The sequence below is a fragment of the Micromonospora siamensis genome, from assembly GCF_900090305.1.
Classification (GTDB): domain Bacteria; phylum Actinomycetota; class Actinomycetes; order Mycobacteriales; family Micromonosporaceae; genus Micromonospora; species Micromonospora siamensis.
On sequence record NZ_LT607751.1, the window covers coordinates 2,365,018 to 2,388,335 of the forward strand.

The 23,318-nt window shown below is 73.4% G+C and carries 24 protein-coding genes; 17 read left to right on the plus strand and 7 right to left on the minus strand.

What is annotated here, in order from left to right:
- Positions 1–73: 73 nt before the first annotated feature.
- Positions 74–1,000, plus strand: coding sequence for a sporulation protein (locus GA0074704_RS10900; protein ID WP_088970396.1), 927 nt, complete (start codon positions 74–76; stop codon positions 998–1,000).
- Between the two features lie 28 nt (positions 1,001–1,028).
- Here GA0074704_RS10900 and leuE read toward each other — a convergent pair whose 3' ends face one another.
- Complete coding sequence (gene leuE, locus GA0074704_RS10905) at positions 1,029–1,697, minus strand: leucine efflux protein LeuE (protein WP_088970397.1); 669 nt, start codon at positions 1,695–1,697, stop codon at positions 1,029–1,031.
- A complete protein-coding gene (locus GA0074704_RS10910; protein ID WP_088970398.1) occupies positions 1,694–2,941 on the minus strand; it encodes a bifunctional pyridoxamine 5'-phosphate oxidase family protein/GNAT family N-acetyltransferase in 1,248 nt (415 codons plus the stop codon). Before GA0074704_RS10910 ends, leuE begins: the two co-directional genes overlap by 4 nt.
- A 38-nt stretch (positions 2,942–2,979) precedes the next feature.
- Here GA0074704_RS10910 and GA0074704_RS10915 point away from each other — a divergent pair, with 38 nt between their 5' ends.
- The 11 genes from GA0074704_RS10915 (at position 2,980) to rny (ending at position 14,090) form a co-directional block, all read left to right on the plus strand.
- On the plus strand, positions 2,980–4,317 hold the full coding sequence (locus tag GA0074704_RS10915; protein ID WP_088970399.1) for an aminotransferase class I/II-fold pyridoxal phosphate-dependent enzyme: 1,338 nt from the start codon (positions 2,980–2,982) through the stop codon (positions 4,315–4,317).
- A gap of 51 nt (positions 4,318–4,368) precedes the next feature.
- Positions 4,369–5,070 carry a UdgX family uracil-DNA binding protein gene (locus GA0074704_RS10920; protein ID WP_088970400.1) on the plus strand — a complete coding sequence of 234 codons (702 nt, stop codon included), beginning with the start codon at positions 4,369–4,371 and terminating at the stop codon, positions 5,068–5,070.
- A 62-nt stretch (positions 5,071–5,132) separates the two neighbouring features.
- Complete coding sequence (locus tag GA0074704_RS10925; RefSeq protein WP_088970401.1) at positions 5,133–5,666, plus strand: hypothetical protein; 534 nt, start codon at positions 5,133–5,135, stop codon at positions 5,664–5,666.
- Between the two features lie 31 nt (positions 5,667–5,697).
- The gene (locus GA0074704_RS10930; protein WP_157743642.1) at positions 5,698–6,174 is read left to right on the plus strand and encodes a hypothetical protein; all 477 of its coding nucleotides are present in this window, start codon (positions 5,698–5,700) and stop codon (positions 6,172–6,174) included.
- Between the two features lie 43 nt (positions 6,175–6,217).
- Positions 6,218–7,357, plus strand: a complete 1,140-nt coding sequence (locus tag GA0074704_RS10935; protein WP_088970403.1) for an acyl-CoA dehydrogenase family protein — start codon at positions 6,218–6,220, stop codon at positions 7,355–7,357.
- 124 nt (positions 7,358–7,481) lie between these two features.
- Positions 7,482–8,780: an MFS transporter gene (locus tag GA0074704_RS10940; RefSeq protein WP_088970404.1), complete on the plus strand. Its 1,299-nt coding sequence runs from the start codon at positions 7,482–7,484 to the stop codon at positions 8,778–8,780.
- 4 nt (positions 8,781–8,784) lie between these two features.
- On the plus strand, positions 8,785–8,985 hold the full coding sequence (locus GA0074704_RS10945) for a DUF3046 domain-containing protein (protein ID WP_088970405.1): 201 nt from the start codon (positions 8,785–8,787) through the stop codon (positions 8,983–8,985).
- A gap of 185 nt (positions 8,986–9,170) precedes the next feature.
- The gene (recA, locus tag GA0074704_RS10950) at positions 9,171–10,217 is read left to right on the plus strand and encodes a recombinase RecA (RefSeq protein WP_088970406.1); all 1,047 of its coding nucleotides are present in this window, start codon (positions 9,171–9,173) and stop codon (positions 10,215–10,217) included.
- Between the two features lie 11 nt (positions 10,218–10,228).
- The gene (locus GA0074704_RS10955; protein WP_088970407.1) at positions 10,229–10,927 is read left to right on the plus strand and encodes a regulatory protein RecX; all 699 of its coding nucleotides are present in this window, start codon (positions 10,229–10,231) and stop codon (positions 10,925–10,927) included.
- A gap of 45 nt (positions 10,928–10,972) precedes the next feature.
- Positions 10,973–11,674: a 3-keto-5-aminohexanoate cleavage protein gene (locus GA0074704_RS10960; RefSeq protein WP_088970408.1), complete on the plus strand. Its 702-nt coding sequence runs from the start codon at positions 10,973–10,975 to the stop codon at positions 11,672–11,674.
- A 649-nt stretch (positions 11,675–12,323) separates the two neighbouring features.
- Entirely contained in the window at positions 12,324–14,090 is a 1,767-nt protein-coding gene (gene rny / locus GA0074704_RS10965; RefSeq protein WP_088970409.1) for a ribonuclease Y, read from the plus strand.
- 54 nt (positions 14,091–14,144) lie between these two features.
- Here the strand turns inward: rny and GA0074704_RS10970 are convergent, their stop codons facing one another.
- Genes GA0074704_RS10970 through GA0074704_RS10985 form a run of 4 tightly spaced genes read right to left on the minus strand, consistent with a single transcriptional unit; the run spans position 14,145 to position 17,549 of the window.
- Complete coding sequence (locus GA0074704_RS10970; protein WP_088970410.1) at positions 14,145–15,113, minus strand: amino acid ABC transporter permease; 969 nt, start codon at positions 15,111–15,113, stop codon at positions 14,145–14,147.
- A complete protein-coding gene (locus GA0074704_RS10975) occupies positions 15,110–15,817 on the minus strand; it encodes an amino acid ABC transporter permease (RefSeq protein ID WP_088970411.1) in 708 nt (235 codons plus the stop codon). Before GA0074704_RS10975 ends, GA0074704_RS10970 begins: the two co-directional genes overlap by 4 nt.
- Positions 15,818–15,856: 39 nt before the next feature.
- Positions 15,857–16,735, minus strand: a complete 879-nt coding sequence (locus GA0074704_RS10980) for a glutamate ABC transporter substrate-binding protein (RefSeq protein WP_088970412.1) — start codon at positions 16,733–16,735, stop codon at positions 15,857–15,859.
- Positions 16,736–16,793: 58 nt separating this feature from the next.
- Complete coding sequence (locus GA0074704_RS10985) at positions 16,794–17,549, minus strand: amino acid ABC transporter ATP-binding protein (protein WP_088970413.1); 756 nt, start codon at positions 17,547–17,549, stop codon at positions 16,794–16,796.
- Positions 17,550–17,747: 198 nt separating this feature from the next.
- Here GA0074704_RS10985 and selD point away from each other — a divergent pair, with 198 nt between their 5' ends.
- Together selD and GA0074704_RS10995 are read left to right on the plus strand one after the other, a co-directional pair.
- Positions 17,748–18,737: a selenide, water dikinase SelD gene (gene selD / locus GA0074704_RS10990; protein ID WP_088970414.1), complete on the plus strand. Its 990-nt coding sequence runs from the start codon at positions 17,748–17,750 to the stop codon at positions 18,735–18,737.
- A 226-nt stretch (positions 18,738–18,963) separates the two neighbouring features.
- Positions 18,964–19,437: a hypothetical protein gene (locus tag GA0074704_RS10995; protein ID WP_088970415.1), complete on the plus strand. Its 474-nt coding sequence runs from the start codon at positions 18,964–18,966 to the stop codon at positions 19,435–19,437.
- A gap of 15 nt (positions 19,438–19,452) precedes the next feature.
- Here GA0074704_RS10995 and GA0074704_RS11000 read toward each other — a convergent pair whose 3' ends face one another.
- Complete coding sequence (locus GA0074704_RS11000) at positions 19,453–19,686, minus strand: DUF2277 family protein (RefSeq protein ID WP_088970416.1); 234 nt, start codon at positions 19,684–19,686, stop codon at positions 19,453–19,455.
- 154 nt (positions 19,687–19,840) lie between these two features.
- On the opposite strand from GA0074704_RS11000, the gene GA0074704_RS11005 reads away from it, so the two are divergent.
- The 3 genes from GA0074704_RS11005 to GA0074704_RS11015 are packed head-to-tail and all read left to right on the plus strand — an operon-like array spanning position 19,841 to position 23,303.
- Positions 19,841–20,029 carry a hypothetical protein gene (locus GA0074704_RS11005; protein WP_088970417.1) on the plus strand — a complete coding sequence of 63 codons (189 nt, stop codon included), beginning with the start codon at positions 19,841–19,843 and terminating at the stop codon, positions 20,027–20,029.
- Between the two features lie 3 nt (positions 20,030–20,032).
- On the plus strand, positions 20,033–22,495 hold the full coding sequence (locus GA0074704_RS11010; protein ID WP_088970418.1) for an FxsB family cyclophane-forming radical SAM/SPASM peptide maturase: 2,463 nt from the start codon (positions 20,033–20,035) through the stop codon (positions 22,493–22,495).
- Entirely contained in the window at positions 22,479–23,303 is an 825-nt protein-coding gene (locus GA0074704_RS11015; protein WP_231926814.1) for an aminoglycoside N(3)-acetyltransferase, read from the plus strand. The genes GA0074704_RS11010 and GA0074704_RS11015 overlap by 17 nt, the downstream gene beginning before the upstream one ends.
- Positions 23,304–23,318 lie beyond the last annotated feature (15 nt).

Here is a 23,318-nt window from a genome sequence, read left to right on the forward strand (position 1 = left end):
TTCGGAACCGGCGCGGCCGGGAAAGCGGCCCGTCGACGACCGGACCGGGGCGACGGGGACGGGGGAGCGGCGGATGCGGCTGACCGGGGTGGACCGCGGGGCCGGCTGGTCCGGGCTCACCGTGCAAACCACCCTGACCAATCCGAGCACCCGGCCGGGGCTGCGCCTGCCGGGCCGGGTGATCCTCGCCGCCGGGCCCGACGACGTCCCGATCCAGGATCTGCTGTTGGGGCTGGTCACCCAGGTCGAGCCGGCCGACCCGGGCAAGCCGAAGCAGCTGGTCCAGTTCCACCAGGTGCCGATCGGCGGCCGGTTCGTGGTGCCGGCCGGCCGGCGGCGGGCCGTGGACTTCGCGATCCCGCTGCCCTGGGAGACTCCGGTGACCATCTTCGGCGGGGTGCCGTTGCTGAGCCTGCGGATGGGGCTGCGGACCGTGGTCCGGGTCGACCCGGAGCGGGAACAGGGCGCGATGGTGCCGGTCTTCGTCCATCCCCTCCCCACCCAGCAGCACATCCTGGCGGCCCTGGACACCCTCGGCTTCGTCATGCGGCAGGCCGGGTTCCAGCAGGGGCGGCTCCCCGGCGTGCAGCAGACCCTGCCGATGCACCAACGGTTGGGCTACTGGGTGGCGCCGCTCTACGCCGGTCCGATCACCGAGCTGGAGGTGATCTTCGTGACGAACTCGGCCGGCCTGGAGGTGCTCCTCTGGTGTGACCGGCGGCAGTCCCTCGCCGGGATCAGCCACCAGAGCGTCAGCCGGTTCCGGGTCTGGCACGCCGGCGCCGACCAGCGGGACTGGGTCGCCGTGCTGGACGGCTGGCTCCGCGAGACGATCAACCGGCACGCGGCCGCCGCCGCGCACGCCGACTGGTCCGCCCGGATCACCGAATCCGCGCACGTCAGCCGGCGCCCCGACGAGCCGGTCCGGCCCGGCTACGGGCTGGGCGGCACGGCCGGTGGAGGCGGCATCGGCGGCGGAGGCGGCGGCGACGGCACCTGAGCGCCGCCCGCGCCGCCGCCCGCCGGGGTCAGATCGAGGCGGTGGCCAGTTTGATGCTGAACCCGAGGAAGAGCGCGGCGATCGCCGTGGTGCCACCGGCGGCGAGCCGGCGACGTTGGCGGAACTGGGCGGCCAGGAACGTTCCGGCGAAGATCAGCGCGGTCAGGTAGAGCGCGCTGGTCACCTGCACGATCAACCCGAGCAGCAGGAACGACAGCGCCGGCCAGGCGTAACCGGGGTCGACGAACTGGATGAAGAACGAGATGAAGAACAGGATCGCCTTGGGGTTGAGCAGACTGATCACCAGCGCCTTGCGGAACGGGCTGCGCATCGCCGCCGGCTCCGCGGCGTCGATCAGGCGCGGCGCCGCCGGGTCGTTCCGGTCCCGCCAGCGCCGCCACGCGCCGCGCAGCATGGTCAACCCCACATAGCCGAGGTACGCCGCACCGGCGTACTTGACCACCAGGAACAGCGGAGGGTACGCCCGCAGCAGCGAGGCCACCCCGACGGCGGAGAGGAACATCAGCACCCCGTCGCCGACGAAGACGCCGCAGGCCGCCCGGTAGCCCGTGCCCACCCCCCGCTTCGCGGCCGTGGAGAGCACGAAGAGGGAGTTCGGACCGGGCAGCAGCACGATGGCCACGGTCCCCAGCAGGTACGTCCAGATGTCGGTGATGCCCAGCACGCCGGCCATCATGACCCGACCGGGGCCGCCGGGCGAAGTCGTTCCCGCAGCGTGGCCTGTGCTTCTGGCCACTCGTCGGCGAGCATCGAATAGAGCGCCGACTCCCGCCAGGTGCCGTCGGCCCGCCGGCGGTTGGCCCGCAGCGTCCCCTCCCGAGTGGCGCCGAGCCGCTCGATGGCCCGCCGGGACTGCTCGTTGTGCACGTTGGTCTGCCAGGTCACCCGGACCGCGTCCAGCTCGTCGAAGGCGCGGGTGAGCAGCAGCAGCTTGGCCTCGGTGTTGATGCCGCTGCGCCACCAGGGCCGGCCGAGCTGGGTGTAGCCGATCTCCACCGTGCGCAGGTCGTCGTCGGGTTGGTAGTAGGAGGTGGTGCCCACGACCGCCCCGGTCGTCGCGCAGCGCTGCACCCACGGCATCCGGACACCGCGCTGCTGGGCGTCCAGGGCGGCGCGGATGTTGCCTGCCGTCTCCTCGACGCTGCGCGGGCGGGGACTGCCGACGTACCGCCACACCTCCTCGTCGTCGAGGGCGGCGTACAGCTCCTCGGCGTGGTGCTCCGCCAGCGGTTCCAGCAGCACGTGCTCGCCGCGCAGCACCACCGGCTCCAGCCAGGGCGAGCGGACCGGTCGCAGGTACGCCGGCACCGGCGCGGTGACCCCGGTGTCCGACTCGGGCGCCCCGGCGGTCACCCGCAACGGCAGCACCCCCGCCCAGTAGGGCAGGTCGAGATCGGCCGGCTCGTCGCGGACGCCGCCGGTGCGGGCGCGCACCGACACCTCGCGCAGCGGCAGCGCCAGCACGGCCGTCTCGGCGAGTTCCCGCCGGCTGGGCGGCCGGCTGTCGGCGGCCCGTCCGACGGCGGCCTTCTCCACCAGCGCGGTCAGCACGGCCAGCTTCTCGCGTTCGTCGGTGACCAGCCGGGCGGTGCCGTGCGCGACCACCGACCGGTAGTTGGCGCTGTGGTGGAACTGGGACCGGCCGAAGATCAGGCCGTCGAGATGGGTCACGGCCACGCAGACCGGCAGCCCGGCGTCGCCCCGGGCGGCCAACAGCGGCCGGCTGCCGGTGGAGCCGTGCAGGTAGAGGGTGTCGTCGACGCGGACGTGCAGGGTGGGGAGCACCCGCGGCTCGCCGTCCACCACGAACCCGAGGGCACAGTGGTACGCCTCGTCGAGCACCGCGTGGGCGGCGGCCCGGTCGTAGCTCATCCGGTCGCGGGTGCGGGTGGCGGTGGTCCGTTCGGTGCGGGGGTACATGCGACATCCCACCTTTGTTCTAGTACAATCCTCGAACTGTGGCAGCACATTATCAGATCGTCGGGGCGACGTCGGCCCAGATTTCGGCCAGCGTGGAGACGGGCATCCGCACCGGCGCCCTGCCGCCCGGGGCCGCCCTGCCGGCCGTTCGCGCCCTCGCGGCCGAGCTGGCGGTCAGCCCTGCCACGGTCGCGAAGGCGTACCAGGAACTGCGGCTGCGGGGTCTGGTCGCCACCGCCGGCCGGCACGGCACCCGGGTGCGGCCCCGACCGCCGGTGGCCGCCACCCGCTCGGCGCTGCGCCCGGCGCCCGCGCCCGGGGCCCGCGACCTGTCCCGGGGCGAACCCGACGCGCGGCTGCTGCCACCGCTCGGCCCGCACCTGGCCGCCCTGGCCACCGAGATCGGCCCGCCGGCCGGCTACGCCGCCACCGCGGTGCTGCCGGCGTTCGCCGCGACGGCCCGGGAGCGCCTCGCCGCCGACGGCGTTCCGGCCACCGAGCTGACCGTGACCGCTGGCGCGCTGGACGGCATCGAACGGCTGCTCACCGCCCACCTGCGCCCCGGCGACCCGGTCGCCCTCGAGGATCCGGGCTGGGCCAACCTGCTCGACCTGGTCGCCGCGTTGGGGTTGCGCCCGATCGCCGTGCCCGTCGACGAGCAGGGGCCGACCGAGAACGGGGTGCGCGACGCCCTCTCCCTCGGCGCCCGGGCGCTGATCGTGACCGCCCGGGCCCAGAATCCGACCGGCGCCAGCGTCTCCGCCGACCGGGCCGCGGCGCTGCGCTCCCTGCTCACCGGCCGGGACCTGCTGCTGATCGAGGACGACCACGCCGCCGAGCTGGCCCGCGTACCGTTGCACCCGCTCGCCGGGGTGACCACGGCCTGGGCGTTCGTCCGGTCGGTGAGCAAGCCCTACGGGCCCGACCTCCGGCTGGCCGTGCTGGCCGGCGACGAGGCGACGGTCGCCCGGGTCGCCGGCCGGGCCCGGGCCGGCGCCGGCTGGGTCTCCACCGTGCTGCAACGCCTGGTCCTCGCCCTCTGGCAGGACCCGGCCGTCACGGAACTGGTCGGTCGGGCGGGGGAGAGCTACGAGCGGCGACGGTCGGCGCTGCTGGCCGCGCTCGACACACGGGGGCTGCCCGCCCTGGGTCGCTCGGGGATCAACGTCTGGCTGCCGGTGCCGGACGAGACCAGCGCCGTCACCGCCCTGCGGGACGCCGGCTGGGCGGTCGCCCCCGGCGCGTTGTTCCGGTTCGGCGCCCCGCCCGGCCTGCGGATCACCGTGAGCGCCCTGGACGACGCTGATGTCGCGCCGCTGGCCGACGCGCTGGCCCGCGCGGTGCGGCCCGCCGCGCACGACGGCTTCACCGCCTGACGGGCGCGGCGCGGTCGCGTGAGAGCCGCCACGCGGGGTAGAACCTTGCGCATGGCCGAGACCGAGAGCGCACCCGGTGCCCAGCAGTTCATCCCGCCGCAGGCCGACACGATCGACGAGCTGCGCGCCGCGGCCACCGGCTGCCAGGGTTGTGAGCTCTACCGGGACGCCTCACAGACCGTCTTCGGTCGGGGCGACGAGAGCGCCCGGCTGGTCCTCGTCGGCGAGCAGCCCGGCGACATGGAGGACCAGAAGGGACTGCCGTTCGTCGGGCCGGCCGGCCGGCTGCTGCGCCGGGCGGTGGACGACGCCGGCATCGACCCCGGCCACATCTATCTGACCAACGCCGTCAAGCACTTCCGCTTCGAGTTGCGCGGCAAGCGCCGCATCCACCAGACCCCGGACCGGGTGCACATCACCGCCTGCCGGCCCTGGCTGGTCGCCGAGTTCGCCCGGCTGCACCCCGAGGTGGTGGTCGTGCTCGGGGCCACCGCGGCGAAGGCGCTGCTCGGCCCGGCGTTCCGGGTGACGAAGCAGCGCGGCGAACTGCTGCCCTGGCCGGCGTCGGCCCAGCACCCCGAGGACTTCGCGCGGGTGCCGGTGGACAGCGCGGGCAAGGTCGCCGACGCCCAGGCCGCCCAACTGCTCGCCACCATCCACCCGTCGGCCGTGCTGCGCGCCGACGACCAGGACAAGGCGTACGAGGGGTTGGTCGCCGACCTGACCGTGGTGGCTCGGGCCCTGGCCGGATAGCCGACCCTGGTCGACCGTCCACACGGGATTGCCGGGTGCGCGCGTGGGGTAACTGGCCGTCCATGCCCGAGGACCGTGCCACCCGCCGCCAGGCGTTCGACCGGCTGCCCGGCCTGGCGATGTTCGCCGTGCTCTGGCCGGTGCTGACCGTGCTCGTCGCGTTGCCGATGCGGTGGCTCTTCGACCGTTCCGAGCCGTTCGACGAGGCGCTGCTCAGCGCCGCCCAGAGCGTCGTCTGGCTCGGCCCGGTGCTGGTCCTGACCCGCAACGTGGGCCCCGATCGGCGGGGTGCGATGGACCCGGACGGCGCGGCCCTGCGGGACGCCCTGCGGCAGGGCGAGCCCCCGGCCGACGAGCGGCTGCGGGCTGCGCTGCCGGCGTACCTGCGGCGGCAGCGGCGGGCCACCGTGGCGGGCCTGGCGGTGGTCGTGGCATGCTGCGCCGCGCTGATCCTGCTGGCCGCCGGCCAGAAGATCGACTGGTACTGGGCCGTCGTCTACGGCCTGGTCGCGGTCGTCTCGGCCGTCGTCGCCGCGATCACCCTGACCCGGGTACGCCGGTTGGCGCAGTACCGCACCGACCGGCTCGTGGCCTGACGTGGTCGGTGACCAGGTGGGTCCGGTCCGGATGCGCCGGATTCCGCCGCTGCTGCGGTTCGTGGTCGCCTGGGTGTTCGCCACGGTGGTCGCCCTGCCGGTGCGGCTGCTGATCATCCGGGACGAGGGCCTCGTCGAGCAGGTGCTGGGCGCATCGATGTTCGCGCTGGCGATGGCCCCCGGGGCGTTCGGCGGTGCGCCATGGCTGCCAACTGCTCCCGACGAGAAGGCGATGCGCAGGGCCGTACGCGACGGGGTGCCGCCGGACGACGACCGGCTGCGGGCGGCGTTGCCCGCGCGGCTGGCGTGGTTGCGTCGGGGCGCCCGCTACGGCCTTCTCGCCGGCCTGGTGTGGCTGGTCCTCCTGGCCGCGGTCGGAACGCGGGACCCCGACCGGACCCTCTGGGTGGCCACCTTCGCCCTGATCGGCCTGGTTCTTACCGTCCTGGCGGCGCGCACCCTGGCCCGGGTTCGCCGATTGGCACGACAGCGCCCCAACCGGCCCTGATCGCCCCTGGGCAGCGCGACTGAGCGGTGCCACACTGGCCCGCATGGAACAGCATCTCTACGAGCCCGTGCACGAGGAGTTCCGCGACCTGTGCCGGGAGTTCCTGGCCCGCGAGGCGGTCCCGCACCACCAGCGCTGGGAGGCCGACGGGATCGTCGACCGGGGGGTGTGGCGCAAGGCCGGCGCCGCCGGACTGCTGGGCATGGATGTCGACACCGACCACGGCGGCGGTGGGCAGCGCGACTTCCGGTTCAACGCGGTGCTCGACGAGGAGATCGTCGGCTCGGGGTGCTCGGGGCTCGGCTTCGGCCTGCACAACGACGTGGTGGCGCCGTACCTCACCGAGCTGGCCAGCGACGAGCAGCGCAAGCGTTGGCTGCCCGGGTTCTGCTCCGGCGACCTGGTCACCGCGATCGCGATGAGCGAGCCGGGGGCCGGCAGCGACCTGGCCGGCATCCGCACCAGCGCGGTCCGCGACGGCGACTCGCTGGTGCTCAACGGCCAGAAGACGTTCATCACCAACGGCGAGCTGGCCGACCTGGTGATCGTGGTGGTCCGCACGTCCGACCAGGGCGCGCACGGGGTCAGCCTGGTCGTGGTGGAGACCGGCACCCCCGGCTTCACCCGGGGTCGACGGCTGGCGAAGGTGGGGCTGAAGGCCAACGACACCGCTGAGCTGTTCTTCGACGACTGCCGCGTGCCGGCGGAGAACCTGATCGGGACCGAGAACCACGGCTTCTACCACCTGATGGCGAACCTGCCCCGGGAGCGGCTGAGCATCGCCGTCGCCGCGGTCGCCGCCGCGGAGAAGCTGCTCGCGATCACCCTGGACTACGCCCGCTCCCGGGAGGCGTTCGGCCGGCCGATCGGGAAGTTCCAGCACAACCGCTTCCTCCTGGCGGAGCTGGACACCGAGGTCACCATCGCGCGGACCTTCGTCAACCACTGCGTCGCCGAGTTCAACGCCGGTCGGCTCTCGGTCACCGACGCCGCCAAGGCCAAGTGGTGGACCACCGAGTTGCAGAACAAGGTCGCCGACCGGTGCCTCCAGCTGCACGGCGGTTACGGCTTCATGCTGGAGTACCCGGTGGCCAAGGCGTGGCTGGACGGCCGGGTGCAGACGATCTACGGCGGCACCACCGAGATCATGAAGGAGATCATCGGGCGCGGGTTGGGCCTCTGACGGTTCGGCCGGGGTGGCGGGGCGCGATTCGCGGTAGGTCGGCCCGGGGCAGAACCGGGGTGCAGGCGGCCGGGCGGTTGCGCAAGGATGAGGCGGCGTACCGCCCCTTACCGAGGAGCCCCCGATGGCCACCGACCTGACCGCTGCGGCACCGACCCGCCCCGACGTCGCGTCGATCCAGCGTCGCACCCTGCGACTGCTCTTCGGCACCCAGATCATCGGCGGCATCGGGGTGACCATCGGCATCGCCGTCGGCGCGCTGCTGGCCGCCCGGATCGCCGGCACCGCGGTGGCCGGCCTGGCGCAGAGTGCCGGGGTGGTCGGCGCGGCGCTGCTCGCCGTCCCGGTCACCCGGATCATGACCGGGCACGGCCGCCGGCCGGGCCTGGTGTTCGCGTACCTGGTGGGGGCGGCCGGCGGGGTGCTGGTGGTGGCCGCGGCGGCCACCGGGTGGGTGCCGTTGCTCTTTCTCGGCATGCTGCTCTTCGGCGGCGGCACCGCGGCCAACCTTCAGGCCCGCTACACGGCGGTGGACCTGGCCGAGCCGGCCCGCCGGGGGCGGCAGCTCTCGATGATCGTCTGGGCCACCACGATCGGCGCGGTGGCCGCCCCGAACTTCGCCGCGCTCGCCGACCGCACCACCCACCGGTGGGGGCTGCCCACCCTGGCCGGCCCGTTCGCCTTCAGTGCCGCGGCGTTCGTGCTGGCCGCGGTCGTAATCCTGGTTCTGCTGCGGCCGGACCCGCTGCTCACGGCGCGCCGACTGGCGGCGGCCGGCCCGGTCGCCGAGCCGGCCGCGTCCGCCGGGCGCGGCGCGGGCATGCGCGCGGCCTGGCAGGTGGTACGCGAGCGCCCGGCCGCCCGGCTCGGCATCGCCGCCGTGGCCGTCGGTCACCTGGTGATGGTCGCGGTGATGTCGATGACCCCGGTACGCCTCGGCGAGTACCACGCCGACGCCGACGTGCTGCGGGTGGTCGGCATCGTGCTCAGCGTGCACATCGCCGGCATGTACGCGTTCTCCCCGGTGGTGGGCTGGCTGACCGACCGGCTCGGCCGGCGGGCGGTGATCCTCGGCGGGGTGGGTGTGCTGCTGGCCGCCTGCGCGGTCGCCGGCACGGCCGGGCACCACACGCCGGGGCTCTCGGTCGGGCTGGCCCTGCTCGGCCTGGGCTGGTCGGGAACCATGGTGGCCGGCTCGACGCTGCTGTCCGAGTCGGTGCCGACCGACGTGCGGCCGAGCGTGCAGGGCCTCTCCGACCTGACCATGGGGCTGGCCGGGGCGGGTGCGGCGGCGCTGAGCGGCTTTGTGATGCGGGTGACCGACTATCCGACCCTGACCCTGCTCGCCGCGATCGCGACGGTGCCGCTGGTGGCGCTAGCGTTGCGTCGGGTGCCCGTCCGGGTGCCCGACGAGGAGGAGTGATCACGTGCGGCTGACCGACTTCTGGGCTCGCCTGGAGGAGGCGTTCGGGCCGGGCTACGCGGCCAGCATCGCCCGTGACCAGGTTCTCTCCCAGCTGGGCGGACGGACCATCGAACAGGCGCTGAGCTCGGGTGAGCAGACCCACGTCGTCTGGCGGGCGGTGGTCGCCGCCTATCCCGACCGGGTGCCCGCCCGGCTGCGCTGAGCAGCCTTTCCGGCCCGTCCGCGTGTCGCTTGCCGAGTCGTACAGGTGTTCGGCTATTGTCCACAGCGGGGTGCTCGTCCACAGCTCGCGGCCCGTCGGCTGGTTTTCTGTCGGACCCAGCGCCTAGCGTGTCCCGCGTGACGCGAAGCTCAGGAAAGACGCCGGCGAAGGCAGGGGTGGCAAACATGGCCGCAGGGCCCGACCGGGAGAAGGCACTCGACCTTGCTCTCGCACAGATCGACAAGCAGTTCGGCAAGGGTTCGGTGATGCGGCTGGGCGAGCGCCCGGTCGTCCAGACGTCGGTCATCCCGACCGGCTCCATCGCCCTCGACGTGGCGCTGGGCGTGGGCGGGCTGCCCCGCGGCCGGGTCGTCGAGATCTACGGCCCCGAGTCCAGCGGTAAGACCACGGTCGCCCTGCACGCGGTGGCCAACGCGCAGCGGGCCGGCGGCATCGCGGCCTTCGTCGACGCCGAGCACGCGCTCGACCCGGAGTACGCGAAGGCCCTCGGTGTCGACACCGACGCCCTGCTGGTCTCCCAGCCGGACACCGGCGAGCAGGCGCTGGAGATCACCGACATGCTGGTCCGCTCCGGCGCGATCGACATCATCGTGATCGACTCGGTCGCCGCGCTGGTGCCGCGCGCCGAGATCGAGGGTGAGATGGGCGACAGCCACGTCGGCCTCCAGGCCCGGCTGATGAGCCAGGCGCTGCGGAAGATCACCGGTGTGCTCAACAACACCGGCACCACGGCGATCTTCATCAACCAGCTCCGCGAGAAGATCGGCGTGATGTTCGGCAGCCCGGAGACCACCACCGGTGGTCGGGCGCTGAAGTTCTACGCCTCGGTCCGGCTCGACGTGCGCCGCATCGAGAGCCTCAAGGACGGCACCGACGTGGTCGGTAACCGCACCCGGGTCAAGGTCGTGAAGAACAAGGTCGCCGCGCCGTTCAAGCAGGCCGAGTTCGACATCATGTATGGCAAGGGCATCTCCCGCGAGGGCTCGCTGATCGACGTCGGCGTCGAGCAGGCGATCATCCGCAAGTCCGGCGCCTGGTACACCTACGACGGCGACCAGCTGGGCCAGGGCAAGGAGAAGGCCCGCGAGTTCCTCAAGGAGAACCCGGACGTCGCGGCCGAGATCGAGAAGAAGATCCTCGAGAAGCTCGGTGTCGGGGTCGGTGCGGGCGACGCCGCCGGTGGCCCGGAGCTGCCGCCGGTCGACTTCTGATCCGCTGAGTCGTGGCAGGACGACGCGCCCGTACGGGGCGGGGCTGGGATGCCAGCCCGCCCCGCACGGGTGACGCCAACGACACGCCCCGCCCCCGACGCGGACGCCGTGCCCGGTCCGGGGAGGCCGACCCGGAGGTGACTCCGGCTCCGCCCCGGGACGAGGCCGAGGTGGCCCGGGAGATCTGCCTGCGGCAGCTGGCGGTCCGCCCGCGTACCCGGGCGGAGCTGGCCGGGGCGCTGACCAAGCGGGGCATCTCCGACGAGGTGGCCGCGCAGGTCCTCGACCGGTACGACGAGGTCGGCATCATCGACGACGCTGCCTTCGCCCGGGCCTGGGTCTCCAGTCGGCACAACGGTCGCGGGCTGGCTCGGCGAGCGCTGGCCAACGAGTTGCGCCAGCGCGGGGTGGACGGCGAGGTGGCCAGCGAGGCGCTGGGCGAGCTGGACGAGGAGACCGAGGCCGAGACCGCCCGCGCGTTGGTCGAGCGGAAGCTGCGCTCCGCCCGGGGTGAGCCGGACGCGGTCTTCCGGCGGCTGGTCGGCATGCTGGCCCGCAAGGGTTACCCGCCGGGTGTGGCGATCCGCGCGGTGAAGGACGCCCTCGCCGCGCAGAGCGCCGAGGCGGCCGAGTTCGCCGACCGGATCGACGCCGACGCGCTCGCCGACGCGGAGGGCGAACTGGACCGCGACACCCGCTCCCTCGACTGAGGCGGTCTCCGCCGACCGCCGGGCGGTCCGGGTGATGATGGGCCGGTGCTGAAAGCCTGTCTCAACGGCGGCCGTGGCCGCGACGAACATCCCGCGGTGCCGCTCACCCCGACGGAACTGGCTGCCGACGCCGCCAGGTGCGCCGCGGCCGGTGTCGCGGCGGTGCACATCCATCCGCGCGACGACACCGGCGCCGAGTCCCTCGACGCGGAGCCGGTGGCCGCCGCGGTCACCGCGATCCGCGCCGCCCGGCCCGGCCTGCCCGTCGGGGTGAGCACCGGCGCGTGGATCGAGAAGGATCCCGCCGACCGCGTCGCCGCGGTGCACGCCTGGACGGTGCTGCCCGACTTCGCCTCGGTCAACGCCCACGAGGAGGGTGCGGAGATCGTCGCCGAGGCCCTGCACGAGCGTGGTGTCGAAGTCGAGGCGGGGCTCTGGACACCGGCCGCGGTCGAGGCGTACCGAGGTTGGCGGGTGCCGGCCCTTCGCCTGCTGATCGAGTGCATGACCCAGGATCGGGAGCGGGCGCTGGCCGATGCGGCGGCGATGCTCGACCTGGTCCCGTCCGGGGTGCAGGTACTGCTGCACGCCGAGGGCGCGGCCGTCTGGCCGGTGCTCGCCGAGGCGGTGCGCCGGGGACTGGCCACCCGGATCGGCCTGGAGGACACCGTGGAGCTGCCCGACGGGTCGCCCGCCCCCGACAACGCAGCCCTGGTGCGCGCCGCCCGCGACCTCGGCGCCCACTGACCGCCGCACCCGGTCGACCCGGCCCGGTCGTCACCGCGTCCGGCCGGGTGCCACCGCGTCCGGCCCGGTGTTTTCACTGAGCCCGGCCCGGTGTTTCACTGAGCCCGGGCCCGGCGGTCACCGGGCGGGGGCGACGGGCGTGGCGGGTCGTGGTGAATGTCCGCTGGTGTCCGGCACGTGATCAGCGGTGGGTGACGTGACAAATTCTCTCCGTTCGGGGGGTTTGATCATGAGTCCTTGACCGAACCGCCTTCGGAGACCTAGCCTCGCCTTACAGGCTCACATTGCCCGACCAGCGCAGGCTAAGCGCACAACATAGATCTCGTAACAGAACAGCATCACTTTCGACCGGCGACCTCGCCGGTCGCTGGCGACGGCTCCGGACTGGCCGGTCCGGAGCTGACGGATAACTGCATCCGGCCACTGGTGGCGTCCGTGTGGACGTCGCCGGTGGAGACCTACCCACGGCCAGCCGCTCCGGTCGGGCGTCCACAGCCGCAGGGTGCGTGCCATCGGCACGGTCGCTGCGGCCCCGACGTTCAGGGGAGGCGGCCATGGCGGGTCGGCAGAGGTTCACCGGTGGTCCCCCACGAGGTGTCCGTACCGACGTGGCGGCACCGGCCCGTACCAGGGCACCACGGACCGGCGCATGAACGCCTTCGACGTGGTGATCCTGGCCGTGGTGCTGCTGCTGGCCGTGGTCGTGGTCGGCGCGGTGCTGTTCGGCGTACGCGCGATGCGTCGGATCGGCGCGGCGCCGGCCCCCGAGGATCCGGCCTTCATCGCCGAGAAGGACCGCCAGGAGCAGTCCCTGGCCGCTTTGCGTACCGCCGCGGACGAGGTCAACAGCACCATCGACGTGGCGAAGTCGGCCGCCGCGGCGGCCCGTACCGAGGCGGCCGCCGCGAAGGCCGAGGCGAAGGCGGCCCGGGCGGAGGCCCGTCGGGTCCTCGACGACGCCCGCGCCGAGGCGGACACCATCCTGGAACGGGCCCACAAGCAGGCCGAGGCGGACGCCGAACAGCTGCGTACCACCGCCCGGCGCAGCGGCGAACGCGAGGTCGCCGTGCTCGCCGCGACGACCCGGGAGCAGGCCGCCGAGGTGGAGCGGCGGGCGGCCCGGATGGACGAGCGGGAGCGGCTGCACACCGAGGAGGTGGAACGCCTGGCCGAGCGGGAGCGGCAGCTCACCGCCGCCAGCGCGGCCCTCGCGGCCCGGGAGTCGGCCCTGGCGGAGCGGGAGCAGGCGGTCACCGAGGCGGAGGAGCAGCGGCGCCGTGAGCTGGAACGGGTGGCGGGCCTGACCGCCGACTCGGCCCGCGCCGAGCTGATCGAGGTGATCGAGACGCAGGCCAAGCGGGAGGCCGCGCTGCTGGTACGGGACATCGAGTCCGACGCCCGCAACACCGCCGAGCAGCGCGCCCGGCACATCGTGGTGGACGCCATCCAGCGGGTGGCCAGCGAGCAGACCGCGGAGAGCGTGGTCAGCGTCCTGCACCTGCCGGGCGACGAGATGAAGGGCCGGATCATCGGCCGGGAGGGTCGCAACATCCGCGCCTTCGAGTCGGTGACCGGGGTCAACCTGATCATCGACGACACCCCCGAGGCGGTGCTGCTCTCCTGCTTCGACCCGGTACGCCGGGAGGTCGGCCGGCTGACCCTGGAGAAGCTGGTCCTCGACGGGCGGATCCACCCGCACCGGATCGAGGAGGTGCACGACCTGGCCCGCCAGGAGGTGGAGGAGCTCTGCCACCGGGCCGCCGAGGACGCCCTGGTCGAGGTCGGCATCACCGAGATCCACCCGGAGCTGGTCACCTACCTGGGCCGGCTGCGCTACCGCACCTCGTACGGGCAGAACGTGCTCAAGCACCTGGTGGAGACCGCGCACATCGCCGGGATCATGGCCGCCGAGCTGCGGTTGGACGTGCCGACCATCAAGCGCAGCGCGTTCCTGCACGACATCGGCAAGGCGCTCACCCACGAGGTGGAGGGCAGCCACGCGATCATCGGCGCCGACCTGGCCCGCAAGTACGGCGAGAGCGAGGACGTGGTGCACGCCATCGAGGCGCACCACAACGAGGTGCCGCCGCAGACCATCGAGGCGGTGCTCACGCAGGCCTCCGACGCCTGTTCCGGCGGGCGGCCGGGGGCGCGGCGGGAGAGCTTGGAGGCGTACGTCAAGCGGCTGGAGCGGATCGAGGAGATCGCGGCCGGCAAGCTCGGCGTGGAGAAGGTCTTCGCCATGCAGGCGGGCCGGGAGATCCGGGTGATGGTCAAGCCGGACGACGTCGACGACATCGGCGCCGCCGTGCTGGCCCGGGACGTGGCCAAGCAGATCGAGGAGGAGCTGACCTATCCCGGTCAGATCCGGGTGACGGTGGTCCGCGAGTCCCGGGTCACCGAGATCGCCCGCTGAACGACACCGAAAAGGGCCGGCCCGTGCGGGCCGGCCCTTTTGACGTACGACGGATCAGTTGCCGCCCGCACCCTCGGCCTGCGAGGTCAGCGCGGTGGCCGGCGCCTGCTGGGCAGGAAGGCCCTTCGAGCTGCGGCCCCGGGCCAACCGGCGCTGCACGTACTGCGCCAGCTTGGACAGCGAGTAGTTCACCACGATGAACAGCACGCCGATCACCACGTACACCTGGATCGGGTTGCCGAGCACGCCGATGATCTGCTTGCCGATGTTCAGGGTCTCCTCGTAACTGATGATGAAGCCCAGCGAGGTGTCCTTGAGCACCACGACCAGCTGGCTGATCAGCGCCGGCAGCATGATCCGGAACGCCTGCGGCAGCAGGATCATCCGGGTGGTCTGCAGCGGGGAGAGCCCGATCGCGGCGGCGGCCTCGGCCTGCCCGCCCGGCAGCCCCTCCATGCCGGAGCGGAGGATCTCGGCGATCACCACCGAGTTGTAGATCGTCAGACCGATGACCAGATACCACAGGCTGTCGAAGGTGACCCCGAACTCGGGGAAGCCGCGGGCCACGAAGAAGATCGTGATGACGACGGGCAGCCCTCGGAACACCTCGACGCAGACCCGGGTGGCCGCCGACAGCAGCACGCTGAGCCCGCGCAGCAGGTAGGACAGCGGCGTCGCCAACCCGGTGAAGCGGCGGCGCGTCAGGCTCTTGAGCTGGATCCGCAGGACGGCCAGCAGGGTGCCGACCACCAGCGAGGCGACGATGGCCAGCGCCGCCGCGGTGAGGGTGCGCTTCAGGCCGAGACCGAGCCGGTCCCACACCTGGGAGAAGTTCTCGTCGGAGGGGTCGACCAGCGGGCCCCACAGCTCCATCGAGAACTGGCCCTTGTCGGCCAGCGGCCGGTAGATCAGGAAGTACGCCCCGGCGAGCAGCAGCACACCGGCGACGACGCTGGCGATCAGGGTGATCCGGCGCTGTCGTGGCCCCGGGACGTCGTACAGGACGCTGTTCTGCTGGCTCATCGGGCCACCGCCTGTCGCTTCTCCAGCCGGTCCAGCAGGGCGCCGAGCGGCACGGTCATGATCAGGTAGCCGACCGAGATGCCGATGGCGACGGGGATGAAGGCGTACCCGCCGGCCGAGGTGAGCTGGTCGGCGGTCTGGGCGAGGTCGCCGACCACCCCGAAGAAGCCGACCAGCGCCGAGTTCTTGATCATCGCGATGATCACCGAGCCGAGCGGGACGACCGAGGCCTTCCAGGACTGCGGCAGCACCACGTGGCGCAGGTTCTGACCGAAGGTCAGGCCGAGCGAGCGGGCGGCCTCCGCCTGGCCCGGTGGCACGGCGTTCACACCGGAGCGCAGCGCCTCACAGACGAACGCCGCGGTGTAGAGGGTCAGGGCGATCAGACCGAAGCGGAAGTACGGCAGGTCGGTGCCGAGCCGGCTGAAGATCGAGTCCAGCCCCGGGATGCGCAGGAAGTCGGCGTTGGAGCCGAGGGCCGGCAGCCCGAAGGCGGCGAAGAACAGCACCACCGTCAGCGGCATGTTGCGGAAGATGGTCACGTACGCGGTGCCGACGGCGCGCAGCGGCGGCACCGGGGAGATGCGGAGCACCGCCACGACGGCGCCCAGGACGAGGGCGCCGATCGCGGCGAGCACGCAGATCTGGAGGGTGAGCCAGAAACCGCCCGCAAAAACGTCGAACTTGTCGATGAGCACGTTCACGGGTTGGTATTCCTCCCCACCCTCCAGGTCGCGGTCAGATCAGTAGCGGTTGACGGCCGGCGGGCTGCCCAGCTCGGCGCCGAACTTGCCGGCGGTGTCGTCCCACGCCTTCTTCCAGCTGCCGTCTGAGTACGCCTTCTCCAGCGTGTCGTTGATGAAGTTACGGAACGCGGTGTCCTCCTTCTTCACCCCGATGCCGTACGGCTCCTTGGTGAAGTTCTCGCCGGCCAGCTTGAAGGACGACTCGTCCTTGGCGATGTAGCCGAGCAGGATCACGTTGTCCGTGGTGACGGCGTCCACCTGGCCGCCCTTGAGGGCGTCGCGGCACTTGTCGTACGTGTCGAAGAGCACCAGCTGGGTGGCGACGTCCTTGACGTACTTCTTGATCTCCTCGGCCGGCGTGGAGCCGGTCACCGAGCAGACCTTCTTGGTGCCGTCCTTGAACGAGTCCGGACCGGTGATCGTGGAGTCGTCCTTCTTCACCATGATGTTCTGGCCGGCCTCGTAGTACGGCCCGGCGAAGGAGACCCGCTCCTTGCGCTCGTCCTTGATCGTGTAGGTCGCGGCGACCAGGTCGACCGTTCCGTTCGCGATCACGTCCTCGCGCACCTTCGACGGCGTCTCGACGTACTCGATCTTGTCCTCGGGGATGCCGAGCTCCTTGACGATGAGCTTGGCGATCTCGACGTCGAAGCCCTCCGGCTTGCCCGACAGGCCCTTCTGGCCGAAGCCGGGCTGGTCGAACTTGGTGCCGACCTTGATCTTCTGGGCCTTGTGCAGCCGCTCCATGGTGCTGCCGGCGGGGAAGGACTTGCTGCCGGCACCGGTGCCCTCGTCGGCGTCATCGCCGCCACAGGCGGCCATGCCGAGCGCCAGGGTGGCGGCCGCGGCGAGCGCGGCCACGCGCTTCAAACGCATACTCATCTCCTTCTTCGACGGAACCCACCGGGGGACGGCGTGCTCCAACTACGGATGCTCAGTGCGTGAGGATCTTGGAGAGGAAGTCCCGGGCCCGCTCGCTGCGCGGGTTGGCGAAGAACTCGGTCGGGGGAGCGTCCTCGACGAGCTGCCCGTCGGCCATGAAGATGACCCGGTTGGCGGCGTGCCGGGCGAAGCCCATCTCGTGGGTGACCACGACCATGGTCATCCCCTCGCTGGCCAGCGACGTCATCACGTCCAGCACCTCGCCGACCATCTCCGGGTCCAGCGCGCTGGTCGGCTCGTCGAAGAGCATCGCCTTGGGCTGCATGGCCAGCGCGCGGGCGATGGCCGCCCGCTGCTGCTGGCCGCCGGAGAGCTGCGCGGGGAACTTGTCGGCCTGGTTGGCGATGCCGACCCGGTCGAGCAGGGCCAGGCCGCGCTCGCGGGCGGCGGCCGGCTTCTCCTTGCGGACCTTCACCGGGCCGAGGGTGACGTTCTCCAGGATCGTCTTGTGGGCGAAGAGGTTGAACGACTGGAACACCATGCCGACCTCGCTGCGCAGCTTCGCCAGCTCCCGCCCCTCGGCGGGCAGCGGCCGCCCGTCGAAGGTGATGGTGCCCGAGTTGATCGGCTCCAGCCGGTTGATCGTCCGGCACAGCGTCGACTTGCCCGAGCCGGAGGGGCCGATCACGACCACGACCTCACCCTTGCCGACGGAGAGGGACACGTCGTCGAGCACGTGCAGCGGGCCGAACCACTTGTTGACCCCGTCCAGCACGATGAGCGGTTCGCCCGTCGTCACGTCGTCCACCGTCCTGTCGTTCGGCTGAGTCCGGCCGGCCGTCCGGCCACCGGTTCCGGCAACTGTAGGCGGGGTGACGTGGCGGAACGCAACTCAGTTGGTCACGGAGCGGTAACACCGGTTCCGATCCGCACCGGGAGTCCGAATTCCGCGGCGATCCGGTCCCCTGCGGTGGCGCCCGCGACACCTTGCCGAGATCATGAGGGGATGACCTCACCGGTACGGCTGACCGATTACGCCCGCGGCGGTGGGTGTGCGTGCAAGATCCCGCCCGGCGAGCTGGAGACCATGGTGGCGGGTCTCGGCCCGGCCAGCGGCACTGCCGAGCTGCTGGTCGGCCTGGAGAACGGCGACGACGCCGCGGTGGTCCGGCTGGACGAGCGGACCGGGCTGGTCAGCACCGCCGACTTCTTCACCCCGGTGGTCGACGACGCGTACGACTGGGGGCGGATCGCGGCGGCCAACGCCCTGTCCGACGTGTACGCGATGGGCGGCACCCCACTGGTGGCGCTCAACCTGCTCTGCTGGCCGCGCGGCGTGCTGCCGCTGGAGTTGGCCCGGGAGGTGCTGCGCGGCGGTCAGGACGTGGCCCGGGGGGCGGGCTGTCACCTGGCCGGCGGGCACAGCGTCGACGACGAGGGCCCGAAGTACGGCCTGGCCGTCACCGGGGTGGTCCGCCCCGAGGAGTTGATCACCCTGGACGCCGGCCGGGCCGGCCTGCCGCTGTCGCTGACCAAGCCGCTCGGGGTGGGCGTGCTGAACACCCGGCACAAGGCCACCGGGGAGGTCTTCGACGAGGCGGTCGCGTCGATGAGCGCGCTGAACCGGGACGCCGCCCGCGCGGCCGTCGCGGCGGGGGTGCGGTGCGGCACCGACGTGACCGGGTTCGGGCTGCTCGGGCACGCCTCGAAGCTGGGCCGGGCCAGCGGCCTCACCGTCGCCCTGGACACCGCCCGGGTGCCGTACCTGGCCGGTGCGCGGGAGGCGCTGCGCGACGGGTACGTCAGCGGCGGCAGCCGGCGCAACCTGGAGTGGGTCACCCCGTGGACGGACTTCGGCGCGGCCGGCGAGGACGAGCGGCTGCTGCTGGCCGACGCCCAGACCTCCGGTGGGCTGCTGGTCGCCGGGGAGGTGCCCGGGGCGCCGGTGATCGGCGAGCTGCTGCCCCGGGGGGAGCACCTGGTGGTGCTCCGCTGACCCGTCGCCACCCCCGGCGCGACACGGTCGTCAGGCATGCCCGGGAGCGGCACCGTACCCGATAAACTGTCATCTTTCCGCTACTCGGAGCAACGTCGCCCGAGGAAATTTTGCCCGGAATGGTCACAGACCGGTAACTTGCCCCCGGCTGAGGTCATATGCCCCCCACCATCGAGATGACGGCCCGATCCGGAGGCCGGTGGGACGAGCACAGCGAGGAGGCGGCATGACCGAGCTGTGGAACTGGAGAATCGACGGGTCACGCCCGGAGGTGGTGTACCCGGCGCTGGCCGAGGCGCTCGGCCGGGTGGTGATGCCCCTCGCGGTGGCCGACCCGCTGCGCCTGCCCGCGTACGCGGTGGTCTGCGACGTATGGGAGGCGCCGGGCGAGTTCGGCACGGTGGTGGACTGCTACGGGGTGCCCGAGCGCCTCTCCGAGCAGGCCTGCGTCGCGGCGCTCGCCCGGCTGCTGGGGCGCGACTGCCTGCTCGCCGACGACACGCTGGACGCCGGCCGGCACCTGCTGGTGGCGCCGGACGGCACCGTTCGCCCGGTCCACTTCGATGTGACGGAGACCGACGACGGTGAGGAGCTGAGCAACCGGCGGCCCTGCACCACGGCCGACCCCCGCTGCCGGGGGTGGTGCCAGCGGTCCCGCTGGGCGCCGGACTCGGTCGCCCCGGTGCTCGCCGCGGCCTGACCGCGGCCGGGGTGGTCAGGAGCCGGCGCCGGCCGTCCGGCCACCCCCGCGGACCACGAGCTGGTCGAGCAGGGTGGCGGTGGCGGCGGCGACGGCCGCCACCGCGGCGTCGAAGGCGGCCGCGTTGTGCGGGGCGGGCGCCCGGAACCCGGAGATCTTCCGGACGTACTGCAACGCGGCCGCGTCGATGTCCGCGGGGGTGACCTCCGGGGCGTACGGCTCCCGCAGCGTCTTGATGCTCCGACACATGGTGCGCTCCTCCTCGTGACACCCACGGCGGGTGCCTGCTGCCGTACCGACGGTGACAACGGGTCGAGTCTTGTCTATTCTGGCAACGGATCAGAGCCCTTCGAGCCACGCTGCCGCTCGCGCTTCCCGCGCCCGGGCCCCCCGGAGACTCATTGTGGACCAGACGCCCTCCCGTCACCTTCCGCCGTCCCTCGACGTTCTGACGCGCAGCCTGCACACCCCGCTCGGCCGGGTCGCCACCGAGCACCCCGACACGGTCGCGCTGGTCCGGCGGCGGGTCCTGCCCCACGACGCCACCCCGCCGGTCGCCGTGCCGGTCGCCGGCTTCAACTCCGCCATCTGAGGGATGGCCGGCCGGCACGGCGCCACCGACCCGGGCGTCTCCGGCCGGCCGATCAGCCAGTACGTCCTCAAGGTGCACAGTCGCTGTGACCTGAGCTGCGACCACTGCTACGTCTACCAGGAGGCCGACCAGACCTGGCGGACCCGACCGGTCCGGATGGCGCCGGAGACCGTCCGGGCCGCCGCCCTGCGGATCGTCGAGCACGCCCGGGCGCACCGACTGCCCGTGGTGCACGTCGTGCTGCACGGCGGTGAGCCGCTGCTGCTCGGCGCCGACGGCCTGCGGCAGGTGCTGGCCGAGCTGCGGGCGACGATCACCCCGTGGACGGGTCTCGACCTGCGCATGCAGACCAACGGCGTGCTGCTCGACGAGGAGCTCTGCCGGCTGCTCGCGGCGTACGACGTCAGGGTGGGGGTGTCCCTCGACGGTCACCGGGCGGCGAACGACCGGCACCGGCGCTTCGCCCACGGCGGCACCAGCCATCCCCAGGCCCGCCGGGCGTTGGCCCTGCTCCGCCGGCCCGAGTTCCGCGGCAGCTACGCCGGCATCCTCTGCACCGTCGACGTGCGCAACGACCCCGACCGGGTCTACGCGGCGCTGCTCGCCGAGGAGCCGCCCCGGATCGACCTGCTGCTGCCGCACGCCACCTGGGACCGGCCGCCCTGGCGACCTCCCGGCACCCCCACGCCGTACGCCGACTGGCTGGGCCGGATCCACCGGCGCTGGGTGGCCGACGGCCGTCCGGTGCCGATCCGGCTCTTCGACGCCCTGGCCCCCGGCGCGACCGGCGGCGGCACCGAGGCGGTCGGCCTCGCCCCGGCCGACCTGCTCGTGGTGGAGACCGACGGCAGCTGGGAGCAGGTCGACTCGCTCAAGGTGGCGTTCCACGGCGCCGCCGGCACCGACCTGGACGTCTTCGGCCACCCCGTCGACGAGGCGGCCCGGCATCCCGGCGTCGCGGTCCGGCAGGAGGGGCTGGCCGGGCTCTGCGCCACCTGCCGGGCCTGCCCGGTGGTGGCCCGCTGCGGCGGCGGCCTGTATCCGCACCGCTGGCGCTCCGGCAGCGGGTTCGACAACCCGTCGGTCTACTGTTCCGACCTGCGGGCGCTGATCGCCACGATCGACGCCACCCCGCCCGGCGCCGCCGCCCGGCCACCGCAGCGGGCGGGCGCCCCCGCGAAGCCACCGGCCGTGCCCCGCCAACGAGAGCCCGCCTCCCACCGGCCCGAGGCGGCCCCCCGCCGGCAGTCAGCCGCGACGCCGCCGGTGGGGGAGCCGATGGGCACGGACGCCCTGGCCGACGAGCTCGCCACCGGCCACGGCGGACCGGAGGCCCTCGACCTGCTCGCCCGCACCCAGCTCGCCATCACCCGGGCGTTGCTGGCCAGCTGGCGCGACGTCGCGGGGGACAGCGCCGCCTGGCGACTCCTCACCGACCTCGACGCCACCGCCCCCGAGGCGGTCGCCACGGTGCTGGCGCACCCGTTCGTCCGTCCCGCGCTGGTACGCCGGCTCGACCGCCCCGCCCCGACCGGCGGCCCCGACGCCGACCCGCTGCCCGCCCTGGCCGCCGCGGCGGCCGTCCACGCGGGTGTCGAGGCGGCGGTGGCGGTCCCGGTACGCGCCGGGGCGGTCCTGCTCCCCACCCTCGGCCGGCTGAGCGTCCCCGGAACGAAAGACGCGCTGCTGACGGTCGCGGCGGGCGGCTTCCGGATCCGGGCCGGCGGGCAGGAGTGGCGGGTGTCGCCGGGCGTCGCGCCACCGCCCGGCTGGCAACCCACCCGCCGGGCACCGGTCACCGGCACGACCGTCGACATCGAGGACACCGACCCGGAGCGGGACTGCTACGGCGAGCCGGTGGCCTCCCAACTGGACGGCGCGGCGGCTGGGGCGCTGGCGCGTACCCTCGCTGCGGCCTGGCGGGTCGCGCACCGCGACGTGCCCGCGCACGGCCGGACGCTCGACGCCGGGCTGCGGGCCGTGGTGCCGCTCGCCCCCGACCCCACGGCGCCGCTGCGCAGCGCCACCGCCCGGCAGGCGTTCGGCGCGGTCGCCGTGGCCCCCGTCACCGACCCGGAGACCCTGGCCGTGCTCCTGGTCCACGAGTGGCAGCACGCCAAGCTCGGCGCCCTGCTCGACCTGGTCGACCTCGTCGACTCCGCCTCGCCGGTGCTGACCCGGGTCGCCTGGCGCACCGACCCCAGGCCCGCCGAGGGGGTGCTCCAGGGGGCGTACGCGCATCTGGCGGTGACCGAGGTGTGGCGGGCCCGGGCCCGCAGGCCCGACGCGGACGTCGCCCGGCGGCACGCCGCCCGCTACCGGGACTGGACCCGTGACGCCCTGGACGCTCTGCTGGCCGGCGGGGCGCTCACCGGGACCGGCGAGCGGTTCGTCCGGCGGATGCGGGACACCCTGGAGGACCGGATGCGGGACACCGTGGAGGAGTCGCGTGCTGGCGGCGACTGACCCGTCGACGGTCGCGGCGCACCGGGCCCGGCTCGCCGCCGGCCTGCGGGCGCTCGGCCTGCGGCCCGGCCAGGACGTGCTGGTGCACTGCTCCCTGCGCCGGCTGGGCCGGCCGCCGGGCGGGCCGGCCACCCTGGCCGCGGCGCTGCGGGACGTCCTCGGGCCGGACGGCACGCTGCTCGTGCCCACCGAGAACGCCGGCAACTCGACCACCTCGCGCGCCTACCGGGCCGCCGTGGCCGGCCTGACCGCCGACGAGCTGGCCGCCTACCACGCGGCGATGCCGGGCTGGGACCGGGCGACCACGCCGTCGGAGGGCACCGGGGCGTTCGCCGAGCACGTCCGGCTCACCCCCGGCGCGGTCCGCAGCGACCACCCGCAGACCTCGTTCACCGCCCTCGGGCCGCGCGCCCACCGGTTCACCGACGGGCACGAGCTGGAGTGTCACCTGGGGGAGCGGTCCCCGCTGGCCCGGCTGTACGACGCCGACGGCCGGGTGCTGCTGCTCGGTGTGGGCTGGGCGGCCTGCACCGCGCTGCACCTGGCCGAGTACCGGCTGCCGGTGCCGCCGCCGACGCGCCGCTACCACTGCTACCGCCGGGTCGACGGGGAGCGGGTGCCGCTGGAGTTCACCGGGCTGGACCTGGACGACACCGACTTCCCGGCGGTGGGCGCGGCCCTGGACGCCACCGGGGTGGTCCGCCACGGTCGGGTCGGCGACACCACGGCCCGACTGCTGCCGGTACGCGCCACAGTGGACCTCGCCGTCGCGTGGTTCACCGCCAACCGGCCGGGCACACGGCGTTGACGTGGGGACTACGCT

Excerpts from the sequence above, each read along its gene's own strand:
- GA0074704_RS10900 (WP_088970396.1), top strand. The coding sequence starts at position 74 with ATGCGGCTGACCGGGGTGGACCGCGGGGCCGGCTGGTCCGGGCTCACC.
- leuE (WP_088970397.1), bottom strand. The coding sequence starts at position 1,697 with ATGATGGCCGGCGTGCTGGGCATCACCGACATCTGGACGTACCTGCTG.
- GA0074704_RS10910 (WP_088970398.1), bottom strand. The coding sequence starts at position 2,941 with ATGTACCCCCGCACCGAACGGACCACCGCCACCCGCACCCGCGACCGG.
- GA0074704_RS10920 (WP_088970400.1), top strand. The coding sequence starts at position 4,369 with ATGGCCGAGACCGAGAGCGCACCCGGTGCCCAGCAGTTCATCCCGCCG.
- GA0074704_RS10925 (WP_088970401.1), top strand. The coding sequence starts at position 5,133 with ATGCCCGAGGACCGTGCCACCCGCCGCCAGGCGTTCGACCGGCTGCCC.
- GA0074704_RS10930 (WP_157743642.1), top strand. The coding sequence starts at position 5,698 with ATGCGCCGGATTCCGCCGCTGCTGCGGTTCGTGGTCGCCTGGGTGTTC.
- GA0074704_RS10935 (WP_088970403.1), top strand. The coding sequence starts at position 6,218 with ATGGAACAGCATCTCTACGAGCCCGTGCACGAGGAGTTCCGCGACCTG.
- GA0074704_RS10940 (WP_088970404.1), top strand. The coding sequence starts at position 7,482 with ATGGCCACCGACCTGACCGCTGCGGCACCGACCCGCCCCGACGTCGCG.
- recA (WP_088970406.1), top strand. The coding sequence starts at position 9,171 with ATGGCCGCAGGGCCCGACCGGGAGAAGGCACTCGACCTTGCTCTCGCA.
- rny (WP_088970409.1), top strand. The coding sequence starts at position 12,324 with ATGAACGCCTTCGACGTGGTGATCCTGGCCGTGGTGCTGCTGCTGGCC.
- GA0074704_RS10970 (WP_088970410.1), bottom strand. The coding sequence starts at position 15,113 with ATGAGCCAGCAGAACAGCGTCCTGTACGACGTCCCGGGGCCACGACAG.
- GA0074704_RS10980 (WP_088970412.1), bottom strand. The coding sequence starts at position 16,735 with ATGCGTTTGAAGCGCGTGGCCGCGCTCGCCGCGGCCGCCACCCTGGCG.
- selD (WP_088970414.1), top strand. The coding sequence starts at position 17,748 with ATGACCTCACCGGTACGGCTGACCGATTACGCCCGCGGCGGTGGGTGT.
- GA0074704_RS10995 (WP_088970415.1), top strand. The coding sequence starts at position 18,964 with ATGACCGAGCTGTGGAACTGGAGAATCGACGGGTCACGCCCGGAGGTG.
- GA0074704_RS11000 (WP_088970416.1), bottom strand. The coding sequence starts at position 19,686 with ATGTGTCGGAGCATCAAGACGCTGCGGGAGCCGTACGCCCCGGAGGTC.
- GA0074704_RS11010 (WP_088970418.1), top strand. The coding sequence starts at position 20,033 with ATGGCCGGCCGGCACGGCGCCACCGACCCGGGCGTCTCCGGCCGGCCG.